A 23275-nucleotide genomic window follows, 5' to 3' on the forward strand; every position below is an offset into this window, starting at 1 on the left:
AAAGGAGGCGGCTTCAGACCGCTTCCTTCATCAGCCGGCGACGTTCCACCGACGAGGGGATCCGCATGGCCTCGCGATACTTGGCCACGGTCCGGCGGGCGATGTCGACCCCGGCCGCCTTGAGAATTTCCACGATGCGGTCGTCAGAGTGGACGTCGGCCTCGCATTTCTCGGCGTCAACCAGGCCCTTGATCTTGTGACGCACGCTGGCGGCCGAGTGGGCCTCGCCGCCCTCCGAGGACTGGATGGCCGAGGTGAAGAAGAATTTCAGCTCGAACACCCCGCGCGGCGTGGCGATGTACTTGTTCGAGGTGACGCGACTGACCGTGCTCTCGTGCATGCCGATGGCGTCGGCGACCGTCTTCAGGTTCAGAGGGCGCAGATGCTCCACGCCGAAGGCCAGGAAGCCGTCCTGCTGGCGGACGATCTCGCTGGCGACCTTCAGGATGGTCTTGGCGCGCTGATCCAGGCTCTTCACCAGCCAGTTGGCCGAGGCCATGCAGTCGGCGACAAAGGTCTTTTCCTGGTCGCTGCGCGCGCCTTTCGAGACCCGGGCGTGATAGCGCTGGTCGACCAGCACGCGCGGCAGGGTGTCGGTGTTCAGCTCCACGTGCCACATCCCGCCCAGCCCCTCGCGGACCATGACGTCCGGCACCAGGGTCTCGGCGGGCTCGCTGTGATAGGCCGCGCCCGGTCGGGGATTCAGGGCGCGGATCTCGCCGATCATCTCGCGCAGATCTTCGTCGTCGACGCCGCAGATCCGCCGCAGGGCGGCCAGGTCGCGTTTGGCCAGCAGCTCCAGGTGATCGAGCATCGCGGCCATCGCCGGATCGTAGCGATTGAGATCCTTCAGCTGCAGCGCCAGGCACTCGCGCACGTCTCGCGCAAAGACGCCGACAGGCTCGAAGCCCTGCAGCACCGTCAGCGTCTCTTCGACGATTTCGAGGGCGCAGCCCAGGCGACCGGCCAGTTCAGCGACGTCGAGGCGCAGGTAGCCGCCCTCATCGACGGCGTCGATCAGGATCTCGGCGATGGCGTTGCGGGCCGGAGACAGCGCGGCCTGGACCAGCTGCGTCCGGAGGTGCGCAGCGAGAGTCGGCGTGTCGGTGAGCGCCCGCTCGTAGCCTTCGTCGCTCTCAAAAGAACCGCCGCCGCCCGCGCGCGACCAGTCGATTTGGCCGCCGGCGTGCTCGGCCTCCGCCCCGTCGCCCGTAGCGCGCTCGCCTGGGGAAACGTCGTCGGAGGGCGTGTCCAGCTCGCGCCCGGCCGTCGTATCGGCCACAGCGTCGACCTGGGTCAGGCTGGCGTCCCGCTCGGCCGCAACCTCGGCGGCCGGCTCATGATCGCCCTCGTCACGCTGCAGGAGCGGATTGCGCTCCAGCTCGGCCTCGACGAAGGCGTCGAGCTCGATGTTCGACAGCTGCAGCAGCTTGATGGCCTGCTGCAGTTGCGGGGTGATGACGAGGCCCTGGCCCTGCCTGAGCTCTAGTCGATGGCTGAGCGCCAATGCGCCCTCCTGACGTACGAAAAACTTTCGAACGCCATTGAAGAGCGGTTCTGGTTAACGGGTCGCGAACGCCTGCAATAATCGGGCCGGTGCGACCGAGTGTCCCGGAAAAAGGCTTAAGCCTTGCAAAACAAGGCCTTAGTCGCCCAGACGCGGCTCGGTGAAGCTCTCGCCCAGATAAACGCGCTTCACTTCCGGGTTTTCGACGATCTCGCGCGGCGAACCCTCGAACAGCACCTCGCCCGCATGGATGATCGAGGCGCGATCGATGATGTCGAGCGTCTCACGGACGTTGTGGTCGGTGATCAGGATGCCGATGCCGCGCCCCTTCAGATAGCCAATCACCTCGCGGATGTCGGCGATCGCCAGGGGATCGATGCCGGCGAAGGGTTCGTCCAGCAGCATGAAAGACGGCTCGGACGCCAAGGCGCGGGCGATTTCCACCCGACGACGCTCGCCGCCCGACAGGGCGACGGCGGGCGACTTACGGATGTGGGTGATCCGCAGTTCCTCGAGAATACTGGTGACCTGCTCGCGCGCCTTGCGCGGATCGCGCTCGCGCATCTCGACCACGGCCATGACGTTCTGCTCGACGGTCATGCCCCGGAAGATCGAGGCTTCCTGCGGCAGATAGCCCACGCCCAGGCGGGCGCGCTGGAACATCGGCTGGGACGTAATGTTCTCACCGTCCAGATAAATCGCGCCGTAGTCGGCGGCGATCAGGCCCGTGACCATGTAGAAACAGGTCGTCTTGCCCGCGCCGTTGGGGCCGAGGAGGCCCGCCACCTCGCCGCGCTTCAGGCGCAGGGACACGTTCTTGACGACCGGACGATCGCCGAACGACTTGCCCACGGAATCGACGAACAAGCCGTCCATGTCGTTGGAGGTCAGGGTCATTCGGAATCCTAGCGCGGCTCGGCCGGGGCCGGCGCGTCGGACGCCTGGGCGTCGTCCTGGTAGAACACCGCGCGCACGCGGCGCTTGGCGCTTTGGCCCGAAGCGGTCGACTCAAGCTTGGCGTCGTTGGTCTTGGTGTTCACGGTCAGGCGGTCACCCCGGGCGACATCCTTGCCCTTCACCAGAATGACGTCCCCGGTAAGGACCGCCGTGTTGTTGTTGAAGGTGTACACGGCGCGGTCGCCGCGGGCGTTCTGCTGGTCGCTGACGAGATAGACGCCGCCTTCGGCCTCCATGCGTTGCGCCGCGCCGCAGCCGGTCGCGCCGCCCGCAGGCTTGGCGCTGAGGATGGTCACCTTCTGAGCGCGCAACCGCGACCGGTTCTGCAGAATCTCGACATTGCCGATGAAGATCGTCGTGCAGGTGCTGTTGAAGGTCTGCTGTTCATCAGCGGACACGTCGATAGGCGCGCTGGACGCGCTCTGCCGCGCTTGCACCGCACCTGCGGCCCCAACACCAGACAGGATCAACGCGGTCGCCGCCGCAGCCGTCCATCGCTTCATCAGAACCATGTCCTCATCCGTCGCGGCTCGCCTTCGGGGCGAACCTGCGCATTGTCTTCTTTACTGCCGTTCGAACCGCGCGCGAACCCCGCCTCGGAAGACGATGCGATCGCCCTTGTCATATACGGAGTAGGCGCGCGATTGCACCTGTCCGCTGGGCCCTTCGCCGCTCATTGTGCTCTCACCGCTCACATCGCCGGTGCGCGTGTCGACGAACGACTCTTCGGACGCGAAGCGGTACCCCGCGCCGTCGTCCAGGCGGACATCGTCTTTCAGGTTGAGCCCGAAGGTGTCTTGTCGATAGACGCCGTGCTTGGCGGTCATGCGCGTGGGCGTGGGCGAGCCCAGGTCCAAGGTCAGGGCTGGCTCTTCCAGGATGATCCGGCGCGGATCCGCGTCGTCGCGAATCGCCGAGCGGGCCGTAATCATGAAACTGCGGCCGTCAGTCGACTGCCCATAGAAGCGCGGCGTGATCAGGCGAATTTCGGTGCGCGCCTCGGCCGGCGCCCGGGAGGCGGCCATGTAGGTGCGCCAGCCGACCTGCGCGATCACCACGAGCAGCAGCACCCCGACCGCTGCGGGCAGGACGATGCGAGCAGCCATGACCCGGCGCGAGCGACGGCGCCAGCGCCCAAGGTCGGCGCTCATCGATCGTCCGGTCATGACCGCGGCGGGCTGCATGAGGTCCTTCAGCTGTGCGCGAAGATGTCCATCTCCTCCCAGCCCGCCAGGTCCAGCGAGGCGCGGTGGGGGAGATAGTCGAAGGCGTGCTGGGCCAGCGCCATGCGGCCCTCGCGCTCCAGCATCGCGTTCAGCTTCAGCCTAAGGCCGTGCAGGTGCAGCACGTCCGAGGCCGCATACGCCACCTGGTCGGCGCTCAGCGACGGCGCACCCCAGTCCGACGACTGCTGGACCTTGGAAAGCTCGACGCCCAGCAGCTCGCGCGTCACGTCCTTCAGGCCGTGGCGGTCCGTGTAGGTGCGGGCCAGCTTGCTGGCGATCTTGGTGCAGTAGACGGGAGCGGTCACCACCCCCAGATGGAGTTCGAACATGGCGATATCAAAGCGCCCGAAGTGAAAAAGCTTCAGGACCTTCGGGTTCGTCAGCAGCGCCTTGAGGTTCGGGCAGTCGTAATCGGGGCGGCTGAGCCGCACGACGTGGGCGTCGCCGTCGCCGGCCGACAGCTGGACCACGCAAAGCGGATCGCGCCGCAGGCGCAGACCCATGGTCTCCGAATCGATCGCGACAATCTCGGCGCCTGCGAAGACGCCGTCGGGCAGATCGCCCTCATGAACGAAATTAGCCAACTCTCAGACGTCTCCGGCGAAGTCTCGGCGCATCGACGCGCCGAAACACGCGCTCGATGTAAGCGCGCGACACTTATACTCACGATGAACGGATTAGCTATCCGCCGAACCATCGGCGCCACCCCTGTGCTTCAATGTCGAAGCCAGACAAGGGTGGTGCCCAGGAGAGGACTCGAACCTCCACGACCTTTCGGTCACTGGCACCTGAAGCCAGCGCGTCTACCAATTCCGCCACCTGGGCCCGCTGTCGCAACCGGTTAGGTCGCCGCGAGGCCGGGACGTTTAGGGAAAGCCTCCGGCCGCGTCAACAGCGAAAAAACGACAAATCGTGATTTCGTTGCGAACCGGGCCGTGGTCGTCTAATTCCCGGCTCATCGCATGCACGAGGAATGATGATGCAAGGTCTGGTCACGGTGTTCGGCGGCTCCGGTTTCGTGGGCGGTCAAGTCGTGCGGGCGCTCGCCAAGGCGGGCCATCGCGTGCGGGTGGCCGTGCGCCAGCCCAACCTCGCCTACAAGATGCGCATGCTGGGCGACGTCGGTCAGATCGAGGTGGTCCAGGCCAATGTCCGCAACCCGAGCTCGGTGGCTCGCGCGCTGGACGGCGCCGAGGGCTGCGTGAACCTGGTCGGCGTCCTGTTCGAGAGCGGCCGCCAGAAGTTCCTGTCGGTCCACGCCATGGGCGCGCGCAACGTCGCCGAGGCCGCCGCAAAGGCCGGCGTCAAGCATCTTGTCCATGTCAGCGCCATCGGCGCCGACGTGAACAGCCCAGCCAAGTACGCCCGCTCCAAAGGCGAGGGCGAAGCCGCTGTGCGCGAGGCCTTCCCGAGCGCCACCATCGTTCGGCCCTCGATCGTGTTTGGTCCCGAGGACGACTTCTTCAACCGCTTCGCCCAGATGGCGGCCCTGGCGCCCGCCTTGCCGCTGGTCGGCGGCGAGACCCGTTTCCAGCCGGTCTTCGTCGGCGACGTCGCCGCGGTGGTCGCCAAAGCCGTCGCCAGCCCCGCTGCGGCGGGCGTGACCTATGAGCTGGGCGGTCCGAGCGTCTACACGATGCGGGAGATCCTCGAGCTCATCCTCCTGGAGACCGGTCGCAACCGACCGCTGATCCCCGTGCCCTGGCCGGTGGCGTCGATGATCGGCTCGTTGGGCGACCTCGTCGCAGGCGTCGTCCCGCCGCCGCTGACCAGCGATCAGGTCCAGATGCTGAAGAGCGACAACGTCGCCGAGCAGGGCCTGCCGGGCCTGGTCGAGGCTGGCGTGGTTCCGACCGCCGTCGAGGCGATCGTCCCGAGCTACCTCTATCGCTACCGCAAGGGCGGCCAGTACGCCGAAACGCCGGCGGGCGCCTTCTAGGAGCCTAGCGGCTCATCAAAACAAAGGGCCCTGGCGCGCGACGCGTCAGGGCCCTTTTTCGTTTCAGGACGCCGCCCGCTCAGCGCGGGACGTACAGAAGCGCCAGGCCGACGACGCCGACCGCGATCCGCCAGTAGGCGAAGGGCGCAAAGCCGTGGCGGGTGATGAAGTCCAGCACCGTCTTGACCACGAACACCCCCGAGACCAGGGCGGCGACGAAGCCGATCCCGATCAGGCCCAGGTCATTGGTGCTGAGCTTGTCGATGTTCTTGTAGAGGTCATAGGCGAAGGCGCCGGCCATGGTCGGCATGGCCAGGAAGAAGCTGAACTCCGCCGCCGAGCGCTTGTCGCACTTGAGCAGCAGGGCGCCGGCGATGGTGGCGCCGGAACGCGAAACGCCCGGCACCAGCGCCAGACACTGGAACAGCCCGATGATGAAGGCCGTCTTCAGCGGATAGTCCGCCACGTCGGTGTAGCGAGGCTCAAGCTTCATGCGGTCGAGCGCCAGCAGGATGAAGCCGCCGACAATCAAAGTCGAGCAGACCAAGGCCGGCGTCTCGTAGAGCACGGTCTTGATGAAGTCGTGCGCCGCCACGCCGACAAAGACGGCGGGCAGGAAGGCCAGCAGGATCCCGATGACGAACCGGCGCGAGCCTGGATCGGTCGGCAACGTCGTCAGCAGGCCCCACAGCCGGCCGAAATAGACGCCGGTGATCGCCAGGATCGCGCCCAGCTGGATCAGGACCTGGAAGGTGTTTCCCGGACTGTGGAAGCCCAGGAAATGCCCGACCAGAAGGAGATGGCCCGTCGAAGACACCGGAATGAACTCGGTCAGACCTTCGATCAGGCCGAGAATGAGAGCGATGAGCCAATCCGGCATGAGGGTCCCCCGAATGATCGACTGTGCGTGCGCCAAACATCGTAAAAACGACGTTAATCCACAAATTGGACTATTATAGCCGCAGCTTGCGACAGATTCTCAATGCCCAGACCAAGATGAGGGATATTTCGGTCTCTAAATTTGACCAACACATTCTTCTTGCGCGAAAGAGTCCTTAAGAGCCCCGCCAGAGCAATTTTTCTCCCGAATGTGGGATGAGGGAAGTCGCATGGCCAAGCGCATGCTGAAATTCACGACGGTGGCCCGCAAGACGCCAGAAAAGCGCGCGGCTGCTGAGCGTTCGGGCGACTTCCACGAGATCTACGCGGACTTCATCGACGCCAAGGCCACCGAGCAGGCTTCACGCTGCTCGCAGTGCGGCGTGCCGTTCTGCCAGACGCACTGCCCGCTGCATAACAACATCCCGGACTGGCTGCGGATGACCGCCGAGGGCCGCCTGGAAGAGGCCTACGCCCTGTCGCAGGCGACCAACTCCATGCCGGAGGTCTGCGGTCGAATTTGCCCCCAGGACCGCCTGTGCGAAGGCAACTGCGTGATCGAGCAGTCGGGCCACGGCACCGTGACCATCGGCTCGGTTGAGCGCTACCTGACCGACAAGGCCTGGGAGATGGGCTGGGTCAAGCCGCTGGTCGCCGGCCCGGCGCGCGGTCAGTCGGTGGGCGTCATTGGCGCGGGGCCCGCAGGCCTTGCCGCCGCCGAGAAGCTGCGCGAGGCCGGGTATGACGTCACCGTCTATGATCGCCACGATCGCGCCGGCGGCCTGCTGATCTACGGCATCCCAGGCTTCAAGCTGGAGAAGGACGTCGTCGAGCGCCGCACCCAGCGCCTGGTCGACGGCGGCGTCGTGTTCAAGCTGGGCTTCGAGGTTGGCAAGGACGCCACGTTCGAAGAGCTGCGCGCCCAGCATGATGCGGTGCTGATCGCCGTCGGCGTCTACGCTGCGCGCGACCTGACCGTTCCAGGCGGCGGCAGCAAGGGCGTGGTCCCCGCCCTCGATTACCTGATCACCTCGAACCGCCTGTCGCTGGGCGACAGCGTTCCGGCCTTCGACTCCGGCGAACTGAACGCCGAGGGCAAGGACGTGGTCGTGGTCGGCGGCGGCGACACCGCCATGGACTGCGTGCGGACCGCCGTCCGTCAGGGCGCCAAGTCGGTGACCTGCCTCTATCGTCGCGACAAGGCCAACATGCCCGGCTCGATGCGCGAAGTGGCCAACGCCGAGGAAGAGGGCGTGACCTTCGAATGGCTGGCCGCGCCGCGCGCCCTGTCGGGCGAGGCCGAGGCTGTCACGGGCGTGCGCGCCATCCGCATGCGCCTGGGCGCGCCGGACGCCTCGGGCCGCCAGAGCCCCGAGGAGATCCCCGGCGGCGATTTCGACCGCCCGGCTCAGTTGGTCGTGAAGGCGCTCGGCTTCGAGCCGGAAAACCTGCCCGAGCTGTGGTCAGCGCCGGACCTGAAGGTGACCCGCTGGGGCACGGTGAAGGCTGACGTGCGCAACCAGATGACCAATCTCGACGGCGTGTTCGCCGCCGGCGACATCGTGCGCGGCGCCTCGCTGGTGGTCTGGGCGATCAAGGACGGCCGCGACGCCGCCGACGCCATCCACCGCTACCTGCTGGCCAAGGCGTCCTCTACCCTGATCGCCGCCGAATAGCCCTGCGACCAAGTTCCTCGTCCTTCGACAAGCTCAGGATGAGGAACTTGGACTGAGCTTCAGTAGTCCTCATCCTGAGCTTGTCGAAGGACGAGGACGGACCAAGAACCTTCTTCGGAGGCCACCATGGCCCAGAACATCGACCTCTATCTGAAGAACCGCCAGGCGCTGATTGACGGCCACGCCTATGACCCTTCGACCGAGCGCGACGCTTGCGGCGTGGGTCTGGTCTGCGCCATCGACGGCCAGCCGCGCCGCGAAGTTGTCGAACTGGCGATCAAGGCCCTGAAGGCCCTGTGGCACCGCGGCGCCGTCGACGCCGACGGCAAGACCGGCGACGGCGCCGGCGTGCTGGTCAGCGTCCCGCAAGACTTCTTCGTCGACCAGGTGCGCCGCACCGGTCACGCCCTGCGCCAGGGGCCGATCGCGGTCGGCCAGGTCTTTTTGCCGCGCACGGACCTGGGCGCCCAGGAGACCTGCCGTACGATCGTCGAGGCCGAGGCCCTGCGCTTTGGCTTCTACATCTATGGCTGGCGCCAGGTGCCGGTCGACACCTCGGTGATCGGCGAGAAGGCCAACGCCACCCGTCCCGAGATCGAGCAGATCATGCTGGCGGGCCCCGCCGGCCTCGAAGGCGAGGCGCTTGAGCGCGCGCTGTTCCTGTGCCGCAAGCGCATCGAAAAGCGCGTCCACGCCCAGAACATCAGTGACTTCTACATCTGCTCGCTGTCTGCCAAGTCACTGATCTACAAGGGTATGTTCCTCGCCGAGGCGATCGACGAGTTCTATCCCGACCTGAAGGACGAACGCTTCACGGCCGCGGTCGCGATCTTCCACCAGCGCTATTCGACCAACACCTTCCCGCAGTGGCGTCTGGCCCAGCCCTTCCGGATGCTCGCCCACAACGGCGAGATCAACACGATCAAGGGCAACATCAACTGGATGAAGTCCCACGAGATCAAGATGGCCGCCCAGGCCTTCGGTGAGTTCGGGGACGACGTGAAGCCGGTGATCCAGCCGGGCGGTTCGGACAGCGCCAACCTCGACAACACCTTCGAGGTGCTGGTGCGCGCCGGCCGCGACGCGCCGATGGCCAAGGCCCTGCTGGTGCCCGAAGCCGCCAATCCGAAGATGAAGGACGCCCACAAGGCGCTCTACTCCTACTGCAACGCGGTCATGGAGCCCTGGGACGGCCCGGCCGCCCTGTGCGCCACCGACGGTCGCTGGGTTGTGGCCGGCAAGGACCGTTCGGGCCTGCGGCCGCTGCGCGTGGCCTATACCGACGACGGCCTGGTCATCATGGGCTCGGAAGCCGGCATGTGCGGCGTCGAGGAAGCTCGCATCACCCGCAAGCTGGCGATCTCGCCGGGCCGGATGATCGCGATCGATCTCGCCGAAGGCCGTCTCTACGGCGAAGAAGAGATCATCGACGAACTGGCCACCCGCCACCCCTACACCGAGTGGCTGGGCAACATGGTCGACCTTGAAAAGGAGATCGGCCCCGGCCCCGAGCCGCGCAAGTTCGGCCGCGAGGAGCTGACCCGTCGCCAGGCGGCCGCCGGCTACAGTCTGGAAGACCTGGAGATGATCCTCGCCCCCATGGTCGAGGAGGGCAAGGAAGCCGTCGGCTCGATGGGCGACGACACGCCGCTGGCGGTGCTTTCGGAAAAGTATCGCCCGCTGTCGCACTACTTCCGCCAGAACTTCAGCCAGGTGACCAACCCGCCGATCGACCCCCTGCGGGAGACCGGCGTGATGAGCCTGAAGACCCGCTTCAAGAACCTCGGCAACATCCTGGCCCAGGACGCGGCTCAGGCGGATGTCTATGTCCTGGAAAGCCCCGTGCTGACCACCGGCATGTACGAGCGCATCCACGGGCTGCTGGGCGAAAAGAACGTCGCGGTCATCGACTGCACCATGCCGCTGCCCGCCGAGGAAGCTCGCGCCGGTGACGCCTTGCGCGCCAATCTCGACCGGATCCGCGCCGAGGCTGAGGACGCCGTGCTGCGCGGCTGCGGCGCCATCGTCCTGACCGACGAGGCCAGCGACGCCGAGCGCGTGGCCCTGCCGATGATCCTGGCCACCGGCGGCGTGCACGCCCACCTGGTGGCCAAGGGCCTGCGGTCCTACGTCTCGATCATCGTCCGTTCGGCCGAGTGCCTGGACACGCACTATTTCGCCGTGCTGGTCGGCGTCGGCGCCACGGCGGTCAACGCCTATCTGGCGCAGGAGAGCTTCCAGGACCGCCTGGAGCGCGGCCTCGTCGGCGACAAGTCGCTGCGCGACGTCTGTATCAACTTCAAGACCGCCATCGAGGGCGGGCTGCTGAAGATCATCTCCAAGATGGGCATCAGCGTCATCTCGTCGTACCGCGGCGGCTACAACTTCGAGGCGGTCGGCCTGTCGCGCGCCATGGCGGCCGAGTTCTTTCCCGGCATGCCGTCGCGCATCTCCGGTATCGGCCTGGCCGGCATCGAGAGCAAGACCGTCGAACTGCACCGCAAGGCCTGGGGCGCCGCGGCGGTCACCCTGCCGGTCGGCGGTCTCTACAAGGCGCGCCGCTCGGGCGAGGCTCACGCCTTCGAGGCGCGCCTGATGCATACCCTGCAGACGGCCTGCGACACCGGCGACTATGAGCTCTATCGCCGCTGGTCCAACGGCCTGCGCACGCAAAAGCCAATCCAGCTGCGCGACCTCCTGGACTGGCGCTCGGACCGCAACCCGATCGCCACCGACGACGTCGAGAGCGTCAACGAGATCCGCAAGCGCTTTGTCACGCCGGGCATGAGTCTTGGCGCCCTGAGCCCTGAGGCTCACGGCGCCCTGAACATCGCCATGAACCGCATCGGCGCCCGGTCGGTCTCAGGCGAAGGCGGCGAGGACAGCGCGCGCTACAAGCCGCTGCCCAACGGCGACAACCCCAACAGCGCCATCAAGCAGGTGGCCTCGGGGCGCTTTGGCGTCACCGCCGAATACCTGAACCAGTGCGTCGAGCTGGAGATCAAGGTCGCCCAAGGCGCCAAGCCCGGCGAGGGCGGCCAGCTGCCCGGCTTCAAGGTCACGGAAATGATCGCCCGCCTGCGCCATTCGACGCCCGGCGTGATGCTGATCAGCCCGCCACCGCACCACGACATCTACTCGATCGAGGATCTGGCGCAGCTCATCTACGACCTGAAACAGATCAACCCGATCGCCCGGGTGACGGTGAAGCTGGTGGCCGCCACCGGCATCGGCGCGATCGCGGCCGGTGTGGCCAAGGCGAAAGCGGATGTGATCCTGGTCGCCGGCGGAGTCGGCGGCACCGGCGCCTCGCCCCAGACCTCGGTGAAGTACGCCGGCGGTCCGTGGGAGATGGGCCTGTCGGAAGCCAACCAGGTGCTGACCCTGAACAACCTGCGCCACTCGGTGGTCCTGCGGGCCGACGGCGGCATGCGCACGGGCCGCGACATCGTCATCGCCGCCATGATGGGCGCCGAGGAGTTCGGCATCGGCACCGCCTCGCTGGTGGCGATGGGCTGCATCATGGTGCGCCAGTGCCACTCCAACACCTGCCCCGTCGGCGTCTGCACCCAGGACGAGGCCTTGCGCGCCAAGTTCACCGGCACGCCGGACAAGGTCATTAACCTCTTCACGTTCATCGCCGAAGAGGTGCGCGAGATCCTGGCGGGCCTGGGCTTCAAGAGCCTGCAGGAAATCGTCGGCCGCACCGACCTGCTGGCGCAGGTTTCGCGCGGCGGCGAACACCTGGACGACCTTGACCTGAACCCGCTGCTGGTCCGCGCCGATCCCGGCGCGAACAAGCCCTACTGCACGGTCGAGGGCCGCAACGCGGTGCCGGACACGCTGGACGCCCAGATCGTCCGCGACGCCGCCCCGCTTCTGGAGCGCGGCGAGAAGATGCAGCTGACCTATACGGTCCGCAGCACCGCCCGCACCATCGGCACGCGCACGTCCAGCCACATCGTCCGCAAGTTCGGCATGAAGGGCCTGCCGTCCGGCCACCTGACGGTCCAGCTGAAGGGTTCGGCCGGCCAGAGCCTCGGCGCCTTCGCGGTCCAGGGCCTGCGCATCGAACTGACTGGCGAGGCCAACGACTATGTCGGCAAGGGCCTGTCGGGCGCGACGATCGTGATCAAGCCGGCCCGTGGCCTCGCCGCCCCGGAGACCAACACCCTGATCGGCAACACCGTACTGTTCGGGGCCACCTCGGGCCGCCTGTTCGCGGCGGGCCAGGCCGGCGAGCGCTTCGCCGTCCGCAACTCGGGCGCCGTGACGGTGGTCGAAGGCTGCGGCGCCAACGGCTGCGAATACATGACTGGCGGCCAGGTCGTGATCCTCGGCCCGACCGGGAACAACTTCGGCGCGGGCATGACGGGCGGCATGGCCTTCGTGCTCGACCAGCACGATCGCTTCCAGGACAACATCAACCCGGACAGCATCGTGGTGCAGCGCCTGGCCTCGCCCTACTGGGAAGGCGTGCTGCGCTCGTTGATCGCCGAGCACGCCCGTGAGACCGACTCGGTGTTCGCCGCGACCCTGCTGCGCGACTGGGACCGCGTCCGCGACCAGTTCTGGCAGGTCTGCCCGAAGGAGATGGTCAACCGTCTGCCGCAGCCACTGGCGGCCGAAGAGGCGGTTCACGAACGCGCCTGACATCCCCCAGGTTTTGGACTGGAGTTCGCCGCCAGGGCCGCGGCCTTGGCGGCGATTTCGTTCAGGCGGCGACCTTGGCCGAGCGCACCTTGAAACTGGCCCGCGCCCGCGCCACCGGAACCCCGTCGGCGCGCACCGTCGCCTCGGCGAAGCAGATCGAGCGGCCCAGCTTGATGAAGTCGGTGTCGAACTCCAGCCACTGACCCAGACGCGCCGAACCCAGATAGTCGAGCGTCAGGGACACCGTGACCAGTCCGTCCACCGGCGCGCCGGTGCGCGTCAGGTTGATCCCCAGCGACAGTCCCATCGCATTGTCGGCCATGGCCGCCAGGAACCCGCCGTGGGGCATGTGTCGCGAATTGCAGTGCGGCTCGCGCACCCAGGTCGCCAGGACCAGCCGATCCTCAGCGGGGCGCGCGTAGAGCGGCTCCCACGGATCCGTGACCGGACTTTTGCGCGCGTGCGGGCCGAAACCCGCCGGCAGCACCGCGTCGCTCATGCTCGCCCCTCTAGATTTCAAACAACTGTTTTAATCTAACAGCAGATGCAGGCTTGCGCGAGGGGTCATCAACCTGCGCTATGTCGTCCCATGGCCCGCGCGCGCGATCGACAGAAGCTGGAAGCCGACAAGGTCGTCGAGACACTCGACAACCTTTACGCCCGCGTGTCCGAACGCTTTCCCGCCTCAGGGCTGGCGACGGTCTGCGGGCGACTCACCGACACCGCCCGCCAGACCGCCGCGCGCGCTCGGCGGATCGGCCGCCCCTATCTGCTCCTCCGGGCCCTGGTGGTGCTGATCATCGTCGGCGGCGTCGCCCTGGAGTTCGCCCTGGCCTGGCGACTCGACTGGAGCGCGGTCCTGCGCGCCCGGGAGGGATTCGACCTCGCCCAGGGCCTTGAGGCGGCCATCAATCTGGCCCTACTGTCCGGCGCGGCGGCCTGGTTCCTCGGCTCGCTGGAGCGCCGCTGGAAGCAGCAGCGGGTTCAGGTGGCGCTGCATGAACTTCGTTCGTTCTGCCATGTCATCGACATGCACCAGCTGACCAAGGACCCGTCGGTGATCCTGGGTCCCCGCACCCGCCATTCGCCGCCCCGCGAGATGAGCAATTTCCAGCTGTCGCGCTATCTGGACTACTGCGCCGAGATGCTGGCCCTGACCGCCAAGCTGGCGGCGCTCTACGCCGGCGAGACCGACGACCCGGTGATCATCGCCGCCGTCAACGACATCGAAACCCTGGCCTCGGACCTGGGCCGCAAGATCTGGCAGAAGATCATGATCCTGGGCCAGTTGAACGAAGCCGTCGCCGCGCAGGCCTGATCGCGCGGAGGTTCGACCTTGATCCCGCACGATTTGGCCGGTCTGATCATTTGCCGACGATCGCAAGGACTTTGCTACGCGTTCCATGTCCATGCGCGCCTTCGCCCACCTGCTCGACCGACTGTCCCTGACCAGCTCGCGCAACGCCAAGCTGGTCCTGATCCAGGATCATCTGCGCCAGACGCCCGATCCCGACCGGGGCTATGCGCTCGCGGCCCTGACGGGCGCGCTGTCCTTCAACGCCGCCAAGCCCGCCTTCATCCGCAAGGCGGTCGAGACGCGGATGGACCCTCAGCTGTTCGCCTGGTCGTACGACTTCGTCGGCGACCTGGCGGAAACCGTCTCGCTGGTCTGGCCTGATCGGCCAGGACCGAACCGCCCTCCAGAACTCTCGGAGGTCATCGACGCCCTGCATTCGGCCTCCCGCGCAGAGGTGCAACGACTGATCGAGGGCTGGCTGGACGCCCTGGATGCGGACGGACGCTGGGCGCTGCTGAAGCTGATGACGGGCGGCCTGCGGGTTGGGGTCTCGTCGCGCCTGGCCAAACAGGCCTGCGCCAACCTCGGCGGCGTCGACATCGGCGAGATCGAGGAGATCTGGCACGCGATGGCGCCGCCCTACGGCGATCTCTTCGCGTGGCTGGAAGGGCGCTCCGAGCGCCCCTCGCCCGACGCGCCGGGACGCTTCCGGCCCGTCATGCTGGCCCAGCCGATCGACGAGGGCGCCGACTTCCCCAAGCTGGACCCCGCCCACTATGTCGCCGAGTGGAAATGGGACGGAATCCGGGTCCAGGCCGTGTCCGAGCGCGGCGAACGGCGGCTCTACACCCGAACCGGCGACGATATCTCGGCCACGTTTCCGGATGTCGTGGCGGCGCTGGACTTCGAAGGCGCGATCGATGGCGAACTGCTGGTGCTGCGCGACGGCGCTCTGGCCTCGTTCGGCGATCTCCAACAGCGGCTGAACCGCAAGACCGTCGACGCCAAGCAGCTCGCGAACTTCCCCGCCGGAATCCGGGCCTATGATCTGCTGATGGACGGCGAGACCGACCTTCGCGCCCTGCCCTTCACCGAGCGCCGCGCGCGGTTGGAAGCTTTCGTTGTCCGCTTGGCGAGCCCGCGGATCGACCTGTCGCCGCTGCAGCCCTTCGAGACCTGGGAAGAGCTCGCCGCCTTGCGCCGCGACCCGCCCGAGGGCGATGCGCGCCTGTCGGAAGGCCTGATGCTAAAGCGCCGCGACAGCGTCTACGAACCCGGCCGCCCAAAGGGTCCCTGGTTCAAGTGGAAGCGCGATCCGCACCTGATCGACGCGGTGCTGATGTACGCCCAGCGCGGGCACGGCAAACGGTCGAGCTTCTACTCGGACTACACTTTCGGCGTCTGGCGCGAGGACGATGAGGGGCGGCGCGCCCTCACGCCGGTCGGCAAGGCCTATTTCGGCTTCACCGACGAGGAGCTGAAGCAGATCGACAAGTTCGTCCGTGACAACACCATCGAACGGTTCGGTCCCGTGCGGTCGGTGCGGGCCGACCTGGATATCGGCCTCGTTTTCGAGGTCGCCTTTGAGGGCCTGCAACGCTCCAGCCGGCACAAGTCCGGGGTGGCCATGCGGTTTCCCCGCATCAACCGCATCCGCTGGGACAAGCCCGCCCGCGAGGCGGATGAGCTGTCCACGCTGGAAGCGATGCTGGACTGATCAGCCGCCGAAGCTGCGGATCGCGTCGATGATCGTCTGCTGGTCCTCGGCGCCCAGATAGGGATGCATCGGCAGGGCGAGCACCGTCTCGGCCTTCGCCTCGGTGACGGGGAGCCCGCCGGCGCCCCGCGGGAACTGGGCGTAGGGCGCCTGCACGTGCATCGGAACCGGATAATAGACCGCCGTCGGAATGCCGTGCGCGCGCAGATGCGCCGCCAGACCATCGCGGTTCGCGTGCTCGATCACGTACTGCGCCCAGACCGAGACGCCGCCGTCGATGACGCTCGGGGTCGAGAGCACCGCGCCCTTCAGGCCCTCGGCGTAGCGGTCCGCCACGACCTGTCGCAGCGCGATCTCCTCGGCGAAGATCGCCAGCTTTTCGATCAGGATCGCCGCCTGGATCGTATCGAGGCGCGAGTTCATGCCGATGCGCGTGTTCAGGTACTTCGGATCGTGGTCGAAGGTCTTGCCCGCCAGGTCCGGACCGACCGCCTTGCCGTGGACGCGATAGCTGTCCATCAGGTCCCAAAGCACCGGGTCGTTGGTCAGCACCGCGCCGCCGTCACCGTAGCAGCCGAGCGGCTTGGCCGGGAAGAAGCTGGTGGTCGCCACATCGGCCCAGTGCAGCGGATGCCGGCCGTTCAGCGTGCAGCCGAAGCCCTGGGCGCTGTCGGCGATCAGCTTCAGGCCCTCGCGGTCGCAGATCGCCTTGATCGCCGGATAGTCGGCCGGCTGGCCGAACAGGTCGACGGCGATGACCACCCTGGGCGTCAGCTTGCCTTCGGCCTTCACGCCGGCGATGGCGGCTTCCAGCTTGGCGGGATCGAGGTTGTAGGTGTCGGGCAGCACGTCGACGAACACCGGCGTCGCGCCGACCCACGGCACGACTTCCGGCGTCGCGGCGAAGGTGAAGGACGGGCAGAACACCGCATCGCCCGGACCGATGTTCCAGGCCATCAGCGGCAGGGCGATCGCGTCAGTGCCGTTGGCGCAGGACAGGGCCAGCTTGGCCTGGCCGAACGCCGCCAGCTGGGCCTCGAACTCGCGCACCTGTGGGCCCATGACATAGGCCCCGCTGTCCAGCACCTTGGCGATGGCCGTGTCGATCTTGTCGCGGATCCGGCGCTGCTGCGCGCCGAGGTCGATGAAGGGCATGCTCATGGGCGGCGCTCTTAGTCAGGCTTCGTGACGATTTCGAGCCAATTGATGTAACCGACTGTTTCCCGCCGGCGGCAAGCGGAACCGTAGGAAGCTGCGCCGCGTTGACCTCGACGCGCGGGGGCGCCTATCGAGACATCCATGAAGACCAAGCCCAGCATCATCCCGGCGGACGCCGCTCTGCCGTCGCTCGCCAACGTCAGAGCCGACGAGACCATGCTCGGCCACTTCCTTGACTGGCTGGGCAAGCTGGCGGTGAACCTCGTGGTCGCCGCCCTGATCCTGGCGGTCACCTTCTGGGCCGCCAGCTGGGCCGCGCGGTTCATGCGCCGCACGCTGACCCGGGTGCATCGCAGCAACCCGGATCCGACCCTGGAGAGCTTCGCCGCGTCGCTCGCGCGCTATGCGATCGTCGCCGTGGGACTTGTCGCCGTCCTCCAGCAACTGGGCGTGCAGACGACCTCGATCATCGCGGTGCTGGGCGCGGCCTCGCTGGCCATTGGTCTGGCGCTGCAGGGCGCTCTCTCGAACGTCGCGGCCGGCGTCATGATTTTGCTTTTCCGCCCCTACCGGGTCGGCGACGTCATCGAGACCGCGACGCGCCAAGGCACGGTCAAGTCGCTGGACCTGCTGTTCACCGAGATCGCCACGCCCGACAACGTCAAGGTGATGATCCCCAACAGCAAGGTGTTTGGGGATGTCATCCTGAACTACTCGACCCACCGCAACCGCCGGGTCGACGTACTGTTCAAGGTCCCGCTGAAGACCGATCTGGTGGTCGTGCTCAAGCGTTTGCGCGAGCGGGCGGAGAACGACGCCCGCATCCGCCAGGATCCCGCCCCGATGATCGAGGTCACCGATCTGTCCGAAGCCTACGCCCAGGCGGCGATACGCGTCTGGACCGCGGCGCCTGACTTTGGCCCGGTCAAGACCGACCTGATGTTGTCCGCCCATCTCCTGGCCGACGATCCCGCACGGACCGACCTTCCGCCGCCTCGCCCTTCGAAGGCGATTGACCCCTCGCCCACCATGCCGGGCGAAGGCGAGCACCATCACCTGCTGGCCCTGATCAAGCCGCGTCGCAAGCGCAAGGCCAGCGCCGCGTCGAAGGCGCCGACGGAGACGGAGGACTAGGCGTCAGGCGGTTCCCGAAGTCCCGCGCTGCCTGAGCCATTCGGTGGCGAACTTGTCGCTGAGCGTGACGTCCTCGAAGACCACACGGCGCAAGTGACCCAGAAGCTCGGGAGCGTCGTGCACGATCACGAACGGAAAGCCGTTGGCCGAGAGGAATCCCTGAAGAAACCGCGAAAAGCGGTCCGCCTCTTCGGGCCCGGTCAGGCGGACTTCGGTCTCTGCCTTCGTCGAAGCCAGGTGGGGAACCATGCGCGTGGCCCTCTGTGAACGGACCAACCCTAACGCGCGAGATCGCATCTGCGAACCGACTTCGCTCTTGCGAAATAAACTTTGATCAGATGTTCGCCTCCCAAGCGAACTGCGCTCGGGAGGCGCAAGGTGCTTACAGGATCGACTGGCCCGTCGAAGCCCAGTCCTTCAGGAACTGCTCGAGACCCTTGTCGGTCAGCGGGTGCTTGTAGAGATCGCTGAACACCGCCGGCGGGATGGTGACCACGTCGGCGCCGACGATCGCGGCTTCCTTGACGTGGGCGGCGTTACGCACCGAGGCGGCCAGGATTTCGGTCTCGTAGCCATAGTTGTCGTAGATCGCGCGGATATCGCGGATCAGGTCCATGCCGTCGAAGCCATAGTCGTCCAGACGGCCGATGAACGGCGAGATGTAGGTCGCGCCGGCCTTGGCGGCCAGCAGGGCTTGGGTCGGCGAGAAGCACAGGGTGACGTTGGTCTTGATCTCTTCGTCGGCGAAGGCGGCGCAGGCGATCAGGCCGTCACGGGTCAGCGGGATCTTGACCACGACATTGGGGGCGATCTTGGCCAGCTTCTGGCCTTCGGCGATCATCGCGTCGGCCGTGGTGGCGGCCACTTCGGCGCTGATCGGGCCTGGGACGATGTCGCAGATCTCGGCGATCACCTCGAGCATCGGCCGGCCCGACTTGGCGATCAGGGTCGGGTTGGTGGTCACGCCGTCGATCAGGCCGGTCGAGGCCAGATCCGCGATGACCTTGGTGTCGGTGCTGTCGAGGAAGATCTGCATGGGTCTCTTGCGCTGTATTTTATGGAGAAGTTAGGCGCCGGTTTATCGCGAGCGCGCCGCATGCGCCAGCGATTAGCCGGCGAGGTCCGCCGCGACCAACCGGTCAGCGGTGCGCTCAACCGCCGGCCGCCAGGGTTCGGGTGAAAAATCAAACACAGCCCGCAGCTTGGCGGTATCAAGCGGCGAGCGCGGCGGCCGGGGCGCGGGTTCGGCGAACGCCGCCTGGGTGGTGGGCTCCAGCCTGGCCTTGGCCAGCGGATCGCGGTCAATCGCGGCCTTGGCGAAGTCGAAGCGGCTGGTCTCGCCCGCATTGGCGAAATGAAACAGGCCAAACCCTGGATCGTCCACCGCCGCCGTCGCCCAGCGCGGCGCGGTGGCGATAAGGAAATCGGCCAGCGCCTCGCCGTCGGTCGGCGTGCCGAATTGGTCTGCGACCACCTTCAAGATCTCCCGCTCGCGCGCGAGCTTGAGCATAAAGCTCACATAGTTGCGGCCGTAGCGCGAGAAGACCCAAGAGATCCGTACGACGACGGCGCGGGGGTGAACCAACACCGCCTGCTCGCCGGCCAGCTTGGAACGGCCATAGACGTTGATCGGCTCGGCGCGATCGGTCTCAATGTAGGCGCGGTCGGTTTGGCCGTCGAACACGGCGTCGGTCGACAGGTGCACAAACGGCAGCCCTCGCTGGGCGCAGGCCTCAGCCATCGCCGCCGGCGCGTGGGCGTTGACCGCGAACGCCGCCTCCGGCGCGGCCTCGGCCGGATCGACATGGGTGAAGGCGGCGGTGTTGACGACGAGATCACAATCCGCGGCCTTGATTACGGCCCGGATGCGCTCAGAATCGGCGAGGTCGCAGTCCGCTCGCGACAGGGCGATGATCTCCGCCCGCCCGCGCGCCGCCGCCTGCATGGCGCTGGCGACCTGGCCGGTTCGGCCAAACTGCAGGATCTTCATTTCAGGGCCAGAACCCTCTCGCCCAGCACAGCGCTGACGAACTCGCGAAGGTCGCCACCTTCGAAGAGATATCCGGGCATCCCCGCGCGGCGGCCGGCTTCGACATCGATGTCCCGGTCGCCGATAATCACCGCCTCCTCCGCGCGCAGGCCCCATTCGGCCAGGCCCCGCAGGATCATGCCGGGGTTGGGCTTGCGGTCGGGATGGTCGGCCACGCGATAGGCTTCGACAGCCGCCGTTTCATGGAACGGGCAATAATAAAAGGCGTCGATCCGGCCGCCGACCTGCGCCAGTTGCGCCTGCATGGCGGCATGGAAGCGATCCAGCGCCGCCTCGTCGAAATAGCCGCGACCAATCCCAGATTGATTGGTCACCACCAGCACCCTCAGCCCCGCCCGCGTCATCGCGCCCACCGCGTCGCGCGCGCCCTCGATCCAGTCCAGCCTGGCCGGGTCATGCACATAGCCATGATCGACGTTGAGCACGCCGTCGCGATCCAGGAACACGGCCTTCAGCGGCGGGAGAGCGGACGGACTGGTCATGGCCCGAGCACTAACCCGGTCCTGGCGGAATCGCCAAGCCGCCGTCTTGGCCTCGCCACGCAACCTCGCCTAGAAGGATGTCGCCGCTGGAGCTTCCGATGACCAACGCCTTCGCCGACGCCGCCCGCCTGCGGGATCGCCTGAAGACCTGGGCGGTCGAGGCCGCCTACCCGATCTGGTGGGAGGTCGGCGCCGACCACGTGAAGGGCGGCTTCTTCGAGAAGATCGATCTCGACGGCCAAGCGGTCGAGGGGCCTCGTCGGGGACGGGTTTTGCCGCGCCAGATCTACGCCTACGCCATCGCCGGCGCGCTTGGCTGGAGCGGTCCCTGGCGATCGGCCGTCGAACATGGCCTGGCGTTCTTCCTCTCGGCCTACCGCCGATCAGACGGCCAGTTCCGGACCTTGGTCGGACCTAACGGCGAGAGCCTGGACGACACCGCCGATCTCTATGACCAAGCCTTCGCGATCTTCGCTCTGGCCGCCGTCGCCGCGGCGCTTCCCGATCGCGCAGACGAAGCGCGGAACCTGGCCGTCATCGTCCGCGACCGCCTGATGTCTGAGCGCAAGCACCCGGTCGCGGGCTTCCACCAGTCCAACCCGCCGACCGCGCCGCTGCAGTCCAACCCCCATATGCATCTGTTCGAGGCCATGCTTTCGTGGAACGCGATCGATCCCGATCCGACCTGGCGCGCCCTGGCCGACGAGATCGCCGAACTGGCCTTGGCCAAGTTTGTCCACGCCGAAACGGGCATGGTCCGCGAGTTCTTCGACCTCGACTGGAACCCCGCACCGGGCGTCGAGGGGCGGATCTGCGAGCCCGGGCATCAGTTCGAATGGGGCTGGCTGCTGTTGCGCTGGGGCAAGCTTTCCGGTCGCGCCGATGCGACGGCCGCCGCGCTCAAGATGATCGACGACGCCGAAAGGCTGGGGACCGATTTCGCCAGAGGCGTCGCGATCAACGCCTTGCTGGACGACTATTCGGTCCACGACGACGGCGCGCGTCTTTGGCCCCAGACCGAGCGGATCAAGGCTGCTGTACTGGCGGCCGAGATCACCGGCGAAGCCAAATACTGGGAGATGGCCGTGTCCGCCGCCGTCGGTTTGCTGACCTATCTGCGCACGCCGGTCGCTGGCCTGTGGCGCGACAAGTATCTGGCCGACGAGAGCTTCGTCGAAGAGCCGGCGCCGGCGAGCTCCTTCTACCATATCGCCTTGGCGATCCTGGAGATGGACCGGGTGGTCAGCGGGGCTTCGTGACCAGCAGGGTCGCAGCGCCGATCGCCCGGACCAGGGCTGCGGCTTCCAGACGAATGATCGCCCCCGCTGAATAGACGTCGCCGTCCATCTCAAGAACGCCCTCGAGCAATTGTACGGTGGACACGGGCAGAGCCAGGGCTTCCCCCGCCGGGGCGCGACGCAGTTCAACGTCGAACCCGTCCGTCGAGACCAGGGTTTCGGTTCCGTTCGGCGAGGCGCTCTTGCGTGAGGCGATCGACCGCCCCTTGGCCTTCAGGCCATCCACGAGCGTCTTTACGGCTTGGCTGTCCTTGCGATGGCAGACCAGCACCGCGTCGGGCTCAGCCACGACCACGATGTCATTGACCCCGATCACGCCGACATAGGGCCCCGTCGAGCGCACCAGCACATTGGACGATCCGTGCAGGTCGACATCGCCCGCCTGAGCGTTGCCGTCGCCGTCACGGGTCGAGGCCTCCCAGATCGCGTCCCAGGCCCCGAGGTCCGACCAGGCGAACGCGGCGGGGGCGACGGCGGCCTTCTGGGTGCGCTCCATCACGGCGTAGTCGAGTGAAATCTTCTTGGCCTGGGCGAAGGCGTCACGATCCAGGCGGCCGATGCCGGCCTCCAGCTCCAGTCCGGCCACGCACGCCTTGGCGGCGGCCGCGACGGTCGGCTCGAAGGCTTCAAATTCGCCCAACAGGGTGGCCGCCTGGAAGGCGAAGTTACCGCTGTTCCAGAGATAGCCTTCCAGCAGATAGCGCTCGGCGGTGGCCTGGTCGGGCTTTTCGACGAAGGCCGCGACCTCGCGAACCGATCCATCCAACAACGGCGCGCCGGGGCGGATGTAACCGAAGCCCGTCGCGGGAACGGTCGGTTGCACGCCGAAGGTGACGATATAGCCGTGCTCGGCGGCCTTGGCGGCGGCGAGGGCGGCCTGCTGGAAGATTTCCGGCTGAGCGATATGGTGATCGGCGGCCAGCATCAGGACAACGCCGGTCGGATCTTGGGCCTCGACATAGGCGGCGGCCGCCGCCACGGCCGGAGCGCTGTCACGCGCCTCGGGTTCGACCAAGATGGTGGTCCAGGCGTCGATCTCGGCGGTCTGTTCGGCGACGAATTCCACCATTGCCTCGCCGGTGACCACGATCACCTCGGCGACACCGGGGATGTCCTTCACCCGCAGGATGGTCTCCTGGAACGACGATCGGTCCCCGACCAGCTTCAGAAACTGCTTGGGCTGATCGCTGCGCGACGCAGGCCAGAGGCGGGTGCCCGAGCCCCCACAAAGGATCACCGGATAGATCGCGGCCAAGTCTTGTCCCCACACGACTGAAGTCTTCGTCCCCTTATGGGGTGCTG

The 23275-nt window shown here is 66.9% G+C and carries 20 protein-coding genes and 1 tRNA gene; 7 read left to right on the forward strand and 14 right to left on the reverse strand.

Annotated features, from left to right (window positions below; genetic code table 11):
* Nucleotides 1-13: 13 nt before the first annotated feature.
* The 6 genes from rpoN to J2X45_RS08600 all read right to left on the reverse strand — a co-directional run bounded on the left by rpoN (nt 14) and on the right by J2X45_RS08600 (nt 4515).
* On the reverse strand, nt 14-1507 hold the full coding sequence (gene rpoN / locus J2X45_RS08575; protein ID WP_310213760.1) for an RNA polymerase factor sigma-54: 1494 nt from the start codon (nt 1505-1507) through the stop codon (nt 14-16).
* A 138-nt stretch (nt 1508-1645) separates the two neighbouring features.
* The gene (lptB, locus tag J2X45_RS08580; protein WP_310213761.1) at nt 1646-2404 is read right to left on the reverse strand and encodes an LPS export ABC transporter ATP-binding protein; all 759 of its coding nucleotides are present in this window, start codon (nt 2402-2404) and stop codon (nt 1646-1648) included.
* An 8-nt stretch (nt 2405-2412) separates the two neighbouring features.
* Nucleotides 2413-2967, reverse strand: a complete 555-nt coding sequence (locus J2X45_RS08585) for an LptA/OstA family protein (RefSeq protein WP_310213762.1) — start codon at nt 2965-2967, stop codon at nt 2413-2415.
* A gap of 60 nt (nt 2968-3027) precedes the next feature.
* Nucleotides 3028-3690, reverse strand: coding sequence for an LPS export ABC transporter periplasmic protein LptC (lptC, locus tag J2X45_RS08590; RefSeq protein WP_310214394.1), 663 nt, complete (start codon nt 3688-3690; stop codon nt 3028-3030).
* Nucleotides 3657-4274 carry a ribonuclease D gene (locus J2X45_RS08595; RefSeq protein WP_310213763.1) on the reverse strand — a complete coding sequence of 206 codons (618 nt, stop codon included), beginning with the start codon at nt 4272-4274 and terminating at the stop codon, nt 3657-3659. The genes lptC and J2X45_RS08595 overlap by 34 nt, the downstream gene beginning before the upstream one ends.
* A 154-nt stretch (nt 4275-4428) precedes the next feature.
* Nucleotides 4429-4515: transfer RNA gene (locus J2X45_RS08600), tRNA-Leu, on the reverse strand.
* Between the two features lie 154 nt (nt 4516-4669).
* On the opposite strand from J2X45_RS08600, the gene J2X45_RS08605 reads away from it, so the two are divergent.
* Entirely contained in the window at nt 4670-5629 is a 960-nt protein-coding gene (locus J2X45_RS08605; RefSeq protein WP_310213765.1) for a complex I NDUFA9 subunit family protein, read from the forward strand.
* Between the two features lie 79 nt (nt 5630-5708).
* Here J2X45_RS08605 and J2X45_RS08610 read toward each other — a convergent pair whose 3' ends face one another.
* A complete protein-coding gene (locus J2X45_RS08610; protein ID WP_310213766.1) occupies nt 5709-6509 on the reverse strand; it encodes an undecaprenyl-diphosphate phosphatase in 801 nt (266 codons plus the stop codon).
* 229 nt (nt 6510-6738) lie between these two features.
* Here J2X45_RS08610 and J2X45_RS08615 point away from each other — a divergent pair, with 229 nt between their 5' ends.
* Together J2X45_RS08615 and gltB are read left to right on the forward strand one after the other, a co-directional pair.
* Nucleotides 6739-8184: an NAD(P)-dependent oxidoreductase gene (locus tag J2X45_RS08615; protein WP_310213767.1), complete on the forward strand. Its 1446-nt coding sequence runs from the start codon at nt 6739-6741 to the stop codon at nt 8182-8184.
* Nucleotides 8185-8310: 126 nt separating this feature from the next.
* Nucleotides 8311-12837 carry a glutamate synthase large subunit gene (gene gltB, locus J2X45_RS08620; RefSeq protein ID WP_310213769.1) on the forward strand — a complete coding sequence of 1509 codons (4527 nt, stop codon included), beginning with the start codon at nt 8311-8313 and terminating at the stop codon, nt 12835-12837.
* Between the two features lie 61 nt (nt 12838-12898).
* Here the strand turns inward: gltB and J2X45_RS08625 are convergent, their stop codons facing one another.
* A complete protein-coding gene (locus tag J2X45_RS08625; protein WP_310213770.1) occupies nt 12899-13336 on the reverse strand; it encodes a PaaI family thioesterase in 438 nt (145 codons plus the stop codon).
* Nucleotides 13337-13426: 90 nt separating this feature from the next.
* On the opposite strand from J2X45_RS08625, the gene J2X45_RS08630 reads away from it, so the two are divergent.
* Both J2X45_RS08630 and J2X45_RS08635 read left to right on the forward strand, forming a co-directional pair.
* A complete protein-coding gene (locus J2X45_RS08630; protein WP_310213771.1) occupies nt 13427-14155 on the forward strand; it encodes a hypothetical protein in 729 nt (242 codons plus the stop codon).
* An 85-nt stretch (nt 14156-14240) separates the two neighbouring features.
* Nucleotides 14241-15851, forward strand: a complete 1611-nt coding sequence (locus J2X45_RS08635) for a cisplatin damage response ATP-dependent DNA ligase (RefSeq protein WP_310213773.1) — start codon at nt 14241-14243, stop codon at nt 15849-15851.
* Here the strand turns inward: J2X45_RS08635 and J2X45_RS08640 are convergent, their stop codons facing one another.
* Nucleotides 15852-17012 (reverse strand): DegT/DnrJ/EryC1/StrS aminotransferase family protein, encoded by a 1161-nt coding sequence (locus J2X45_RS08640; RefSeq protein ID WP_310213774.1) that lies wholly within the window; start codon nt 17010-17012, stop codon nt 15852-15854.
* 138 nt (nt 17013-17150) lie between these two features.
* On the opposite strand from J2X45_RS08640, the gene J2X45_RS08645 reads away from it, so the two are divergent.
* Nucleotides 17151-18143, forward strand: coding sequence for a mechanosensitive ion channel family protein (locus tag J2X45_RS08645; protein WP_310213775.1), 993 nt, complete (start codon nt 17151-17153; stop codon nt 18141-18143).
* 3 nt (nt 18144-18146) lie between these two features.
* On the opposite strand, the gene J2X45_RS08650 is transcribed toward J2X45_RS08645, so the two are convergent.
* The 4 genes from J2X45_RS08650 to J2X45_RS08665 form a co-directional block, all read right to left on the reverse strand.
* Nucleotides 18147-18392, reverse strand: coding sequence for a hypothetical protein (locus J2X45_RS08650; RefSeq protein ID WP_310213776.1), 246 nt, complete (start codon nt 18390-18392; stop codon nt 18147-18149).
* A 133-nt stretch (nt 18393-18525) separates the two neighbouring features.
* Nucleotides 18526-19179 carry a fructose-6-phosphate aldolase gene (gene fsa / locus J2X45_RS08655; RefSeq protein ID WP_010921441.1) on the reverse strand — a complete coding sequence of 218 codons (654 nt, stop codon included), beginning with the start codon at nt 19177-19179 and terminating at the stop codon, nt 18526-18528.
* 72 nt (nt 19180-19251) lie between these two features.
* Nucleotides 19252-20133: a dTDP-4-dehydrorhamnose reductase gene (gene rfbD, locus J2X45_RS08660; RefSeq protein ID WP_310213778.1), complete on the reverse strand. Its 882-nt coding sequence runs from the start codon at nt 20131-20133 to the stop codon at nt 19252-19254.
* Nucleotides 20130-20675 carry an HAD family hydrolase gene (locus tag J2X45_RS08665; protein ID WP_310213779.1) on the reverse strand — a complete coding sequence of 182 codons (546 nt, stop codon included), beginning with the start codon at nt 20673-20675 and terminating at the stop codon, nt 20130-20132. The genes rfbD and J2X45_RS08665 overlap by 4 nt, the downstream gene beginning before the upstream one ends.
* Nucleotides 20676-20773: 98 nt before the next feature.
* Here J2X45_RS08665 and J2X45_RS08670 point away from each other — a divergent pair, with 98 nt between their 5' ends.
* Nucleotides 20774-21934, forward strand: a complete 1161-nt coding sequence (locus tag J2X45_RS08670; protein ID WP_310213781.1) for an AGE family epimerase/isomerase — start codon at nt 20774-20776, stop codon at nt 21932-21934.
* Here J2X45_RS08670 and J2X45_RS08675 read toward each other — a convergent pair.
* On the reverse strand, nt 21918-23228 hold the full coding sequence (locus tag J2X45_RS08675) for a mannose-1-phosphate guanylyltransferase/mannose-6-phosphate isomerase (RefSeq protein ID WP_310213782.1): 1311 nt from the start codon (nt 23226-23228) through the stop codon (nt 21918-21920). The genes J2X45_RS08670 and J2X45_RS08675 overlap by 17 nt on opposite strands.
* Nucleotides 23229-23275: the final 47 nt, after the last annotated feature.

It is taken from the genome of Caulobacter sp. BE264 (genome assembly GCF_031457805.1).
In the GTDB taxonomy this organism is placed as follows: domain Bacteria; phylum Pseudomonadota; class Alphaproteobacteria; order Caulobacterales; family Caulobacteraceae; genus Caulobacter.

Bases quoted from the DNA above. Each gene is read 5' to 3' on its own strand.
- J2X45_RS08630 (WP_310213771.1), top strand. From the start codon at position 13,427: ATGGCCCGCGCGCGCGATCGACAGAAGCTGGAAGCCGACAAGGTCGTC.
- J2X45_RS08645 (WP_310213775.1), top strand. From the start codon at position 17,151: ATGAAGACCAAGCCCAGCATCATCCCGGCGGACGCCGCTCTGCCGTCG.
- J2X45_RS08665 (WP_310213779.1), bottom strand. From the start codon at position 20,675: ATGACCAGTCCGTCCGCTCTCCCGCCGCTGAAGGCCGTGTTCCTGGAT.
- J2X45_RS08610 (WP_310213766.1), bottom strand. From the start codon at position 6,509: ATGCCGGATTGGCTCATCGCTCTCATTCTCGGCCTGATCGAAGGTCTG.
- J2X45_RS08585 (WP_310213762.1), bottom strand. From the start codon at position 2,967: ATGAAGCGATGGACGGCTGCGGCGGCGACCGCGTTGATCCTGTCTGGT.
- fsa (WP_010921441.1), bottom strand. From the start codon at position 19,179: ATGCAGATCTTCCTCGACAGCACCGACACCAAGGTCATCGCGGATCTG.
- J2X45_RS08625 (WP_310213770.1), bottom strand. From the start codon at position 13,336: ATGAGCGACGCGGTGCTGCCGGCGGGTTTCGGCCCGCACGCGCGCAAA.
- J2X45_RS08640 (WP_310213774.1), bottom strand. From the start codon at position 17,012: ATGAGCATGCCCTTCATCGACCTCGGCGCGCAGCAGCGCCGGATCCGC.
- J2X45_RS08670 (WP_310213781.1), top strand. From the start codon at position 20,774: ATGACCAACGCCTTCGCCGACGCCGCCCGCCTGCGGGATCGCCTGAAG.
- gltB (WP_310213769.1), top strand. From the start codon at position 8,311: ATGGCCCAGAACATCGACCTCTATCTGAAGAACCGCCAGGCGCTGATT.
- J2X45_RS08605 (WP_310213765.1), top strand. From the start codon at position 4,670: ATGCAAGGTCTGGTCACGGTGTTCGGCGGCTCCGGTTTCGTGGGCGGT.
- J2X45_RS08650 (WP_310213776.1), bottom strand. From the start codon at position 18,392: ATGGTTCCCCACCTGGCTTCGACGAAGGCAGAGACCGAAGTCCGCCTG.
- rfbD (WP_310213778.1), bottom strand. From the start codon at position 20,133: ATGAAGATCCTGCAGTTTGGCCGAACCGGCCAGGTCGCCAGCGCCATG.
- J2X45_RS08635 (WP_310213773.1), top strand. From the start codon at position 14,241: ATGTCCATGCGCGCCTTCGCCCACCTGCTCGACCGACTGTCCCTGACC.
- J2X45_RS08615 (WP_310213767.1), top strand. From the start codon at position 6,739: ATGGCCAAGCGCATGCTGAAATTCACGACGGTGGCCCGCAAGACGCCA.
- lptB (WP_310213761.1), bottom strand. From the start codon at position 2,404: ATGACCCTGACCTCCAACGACATGGACGGCTTGTTCGTCGATTCCGTG.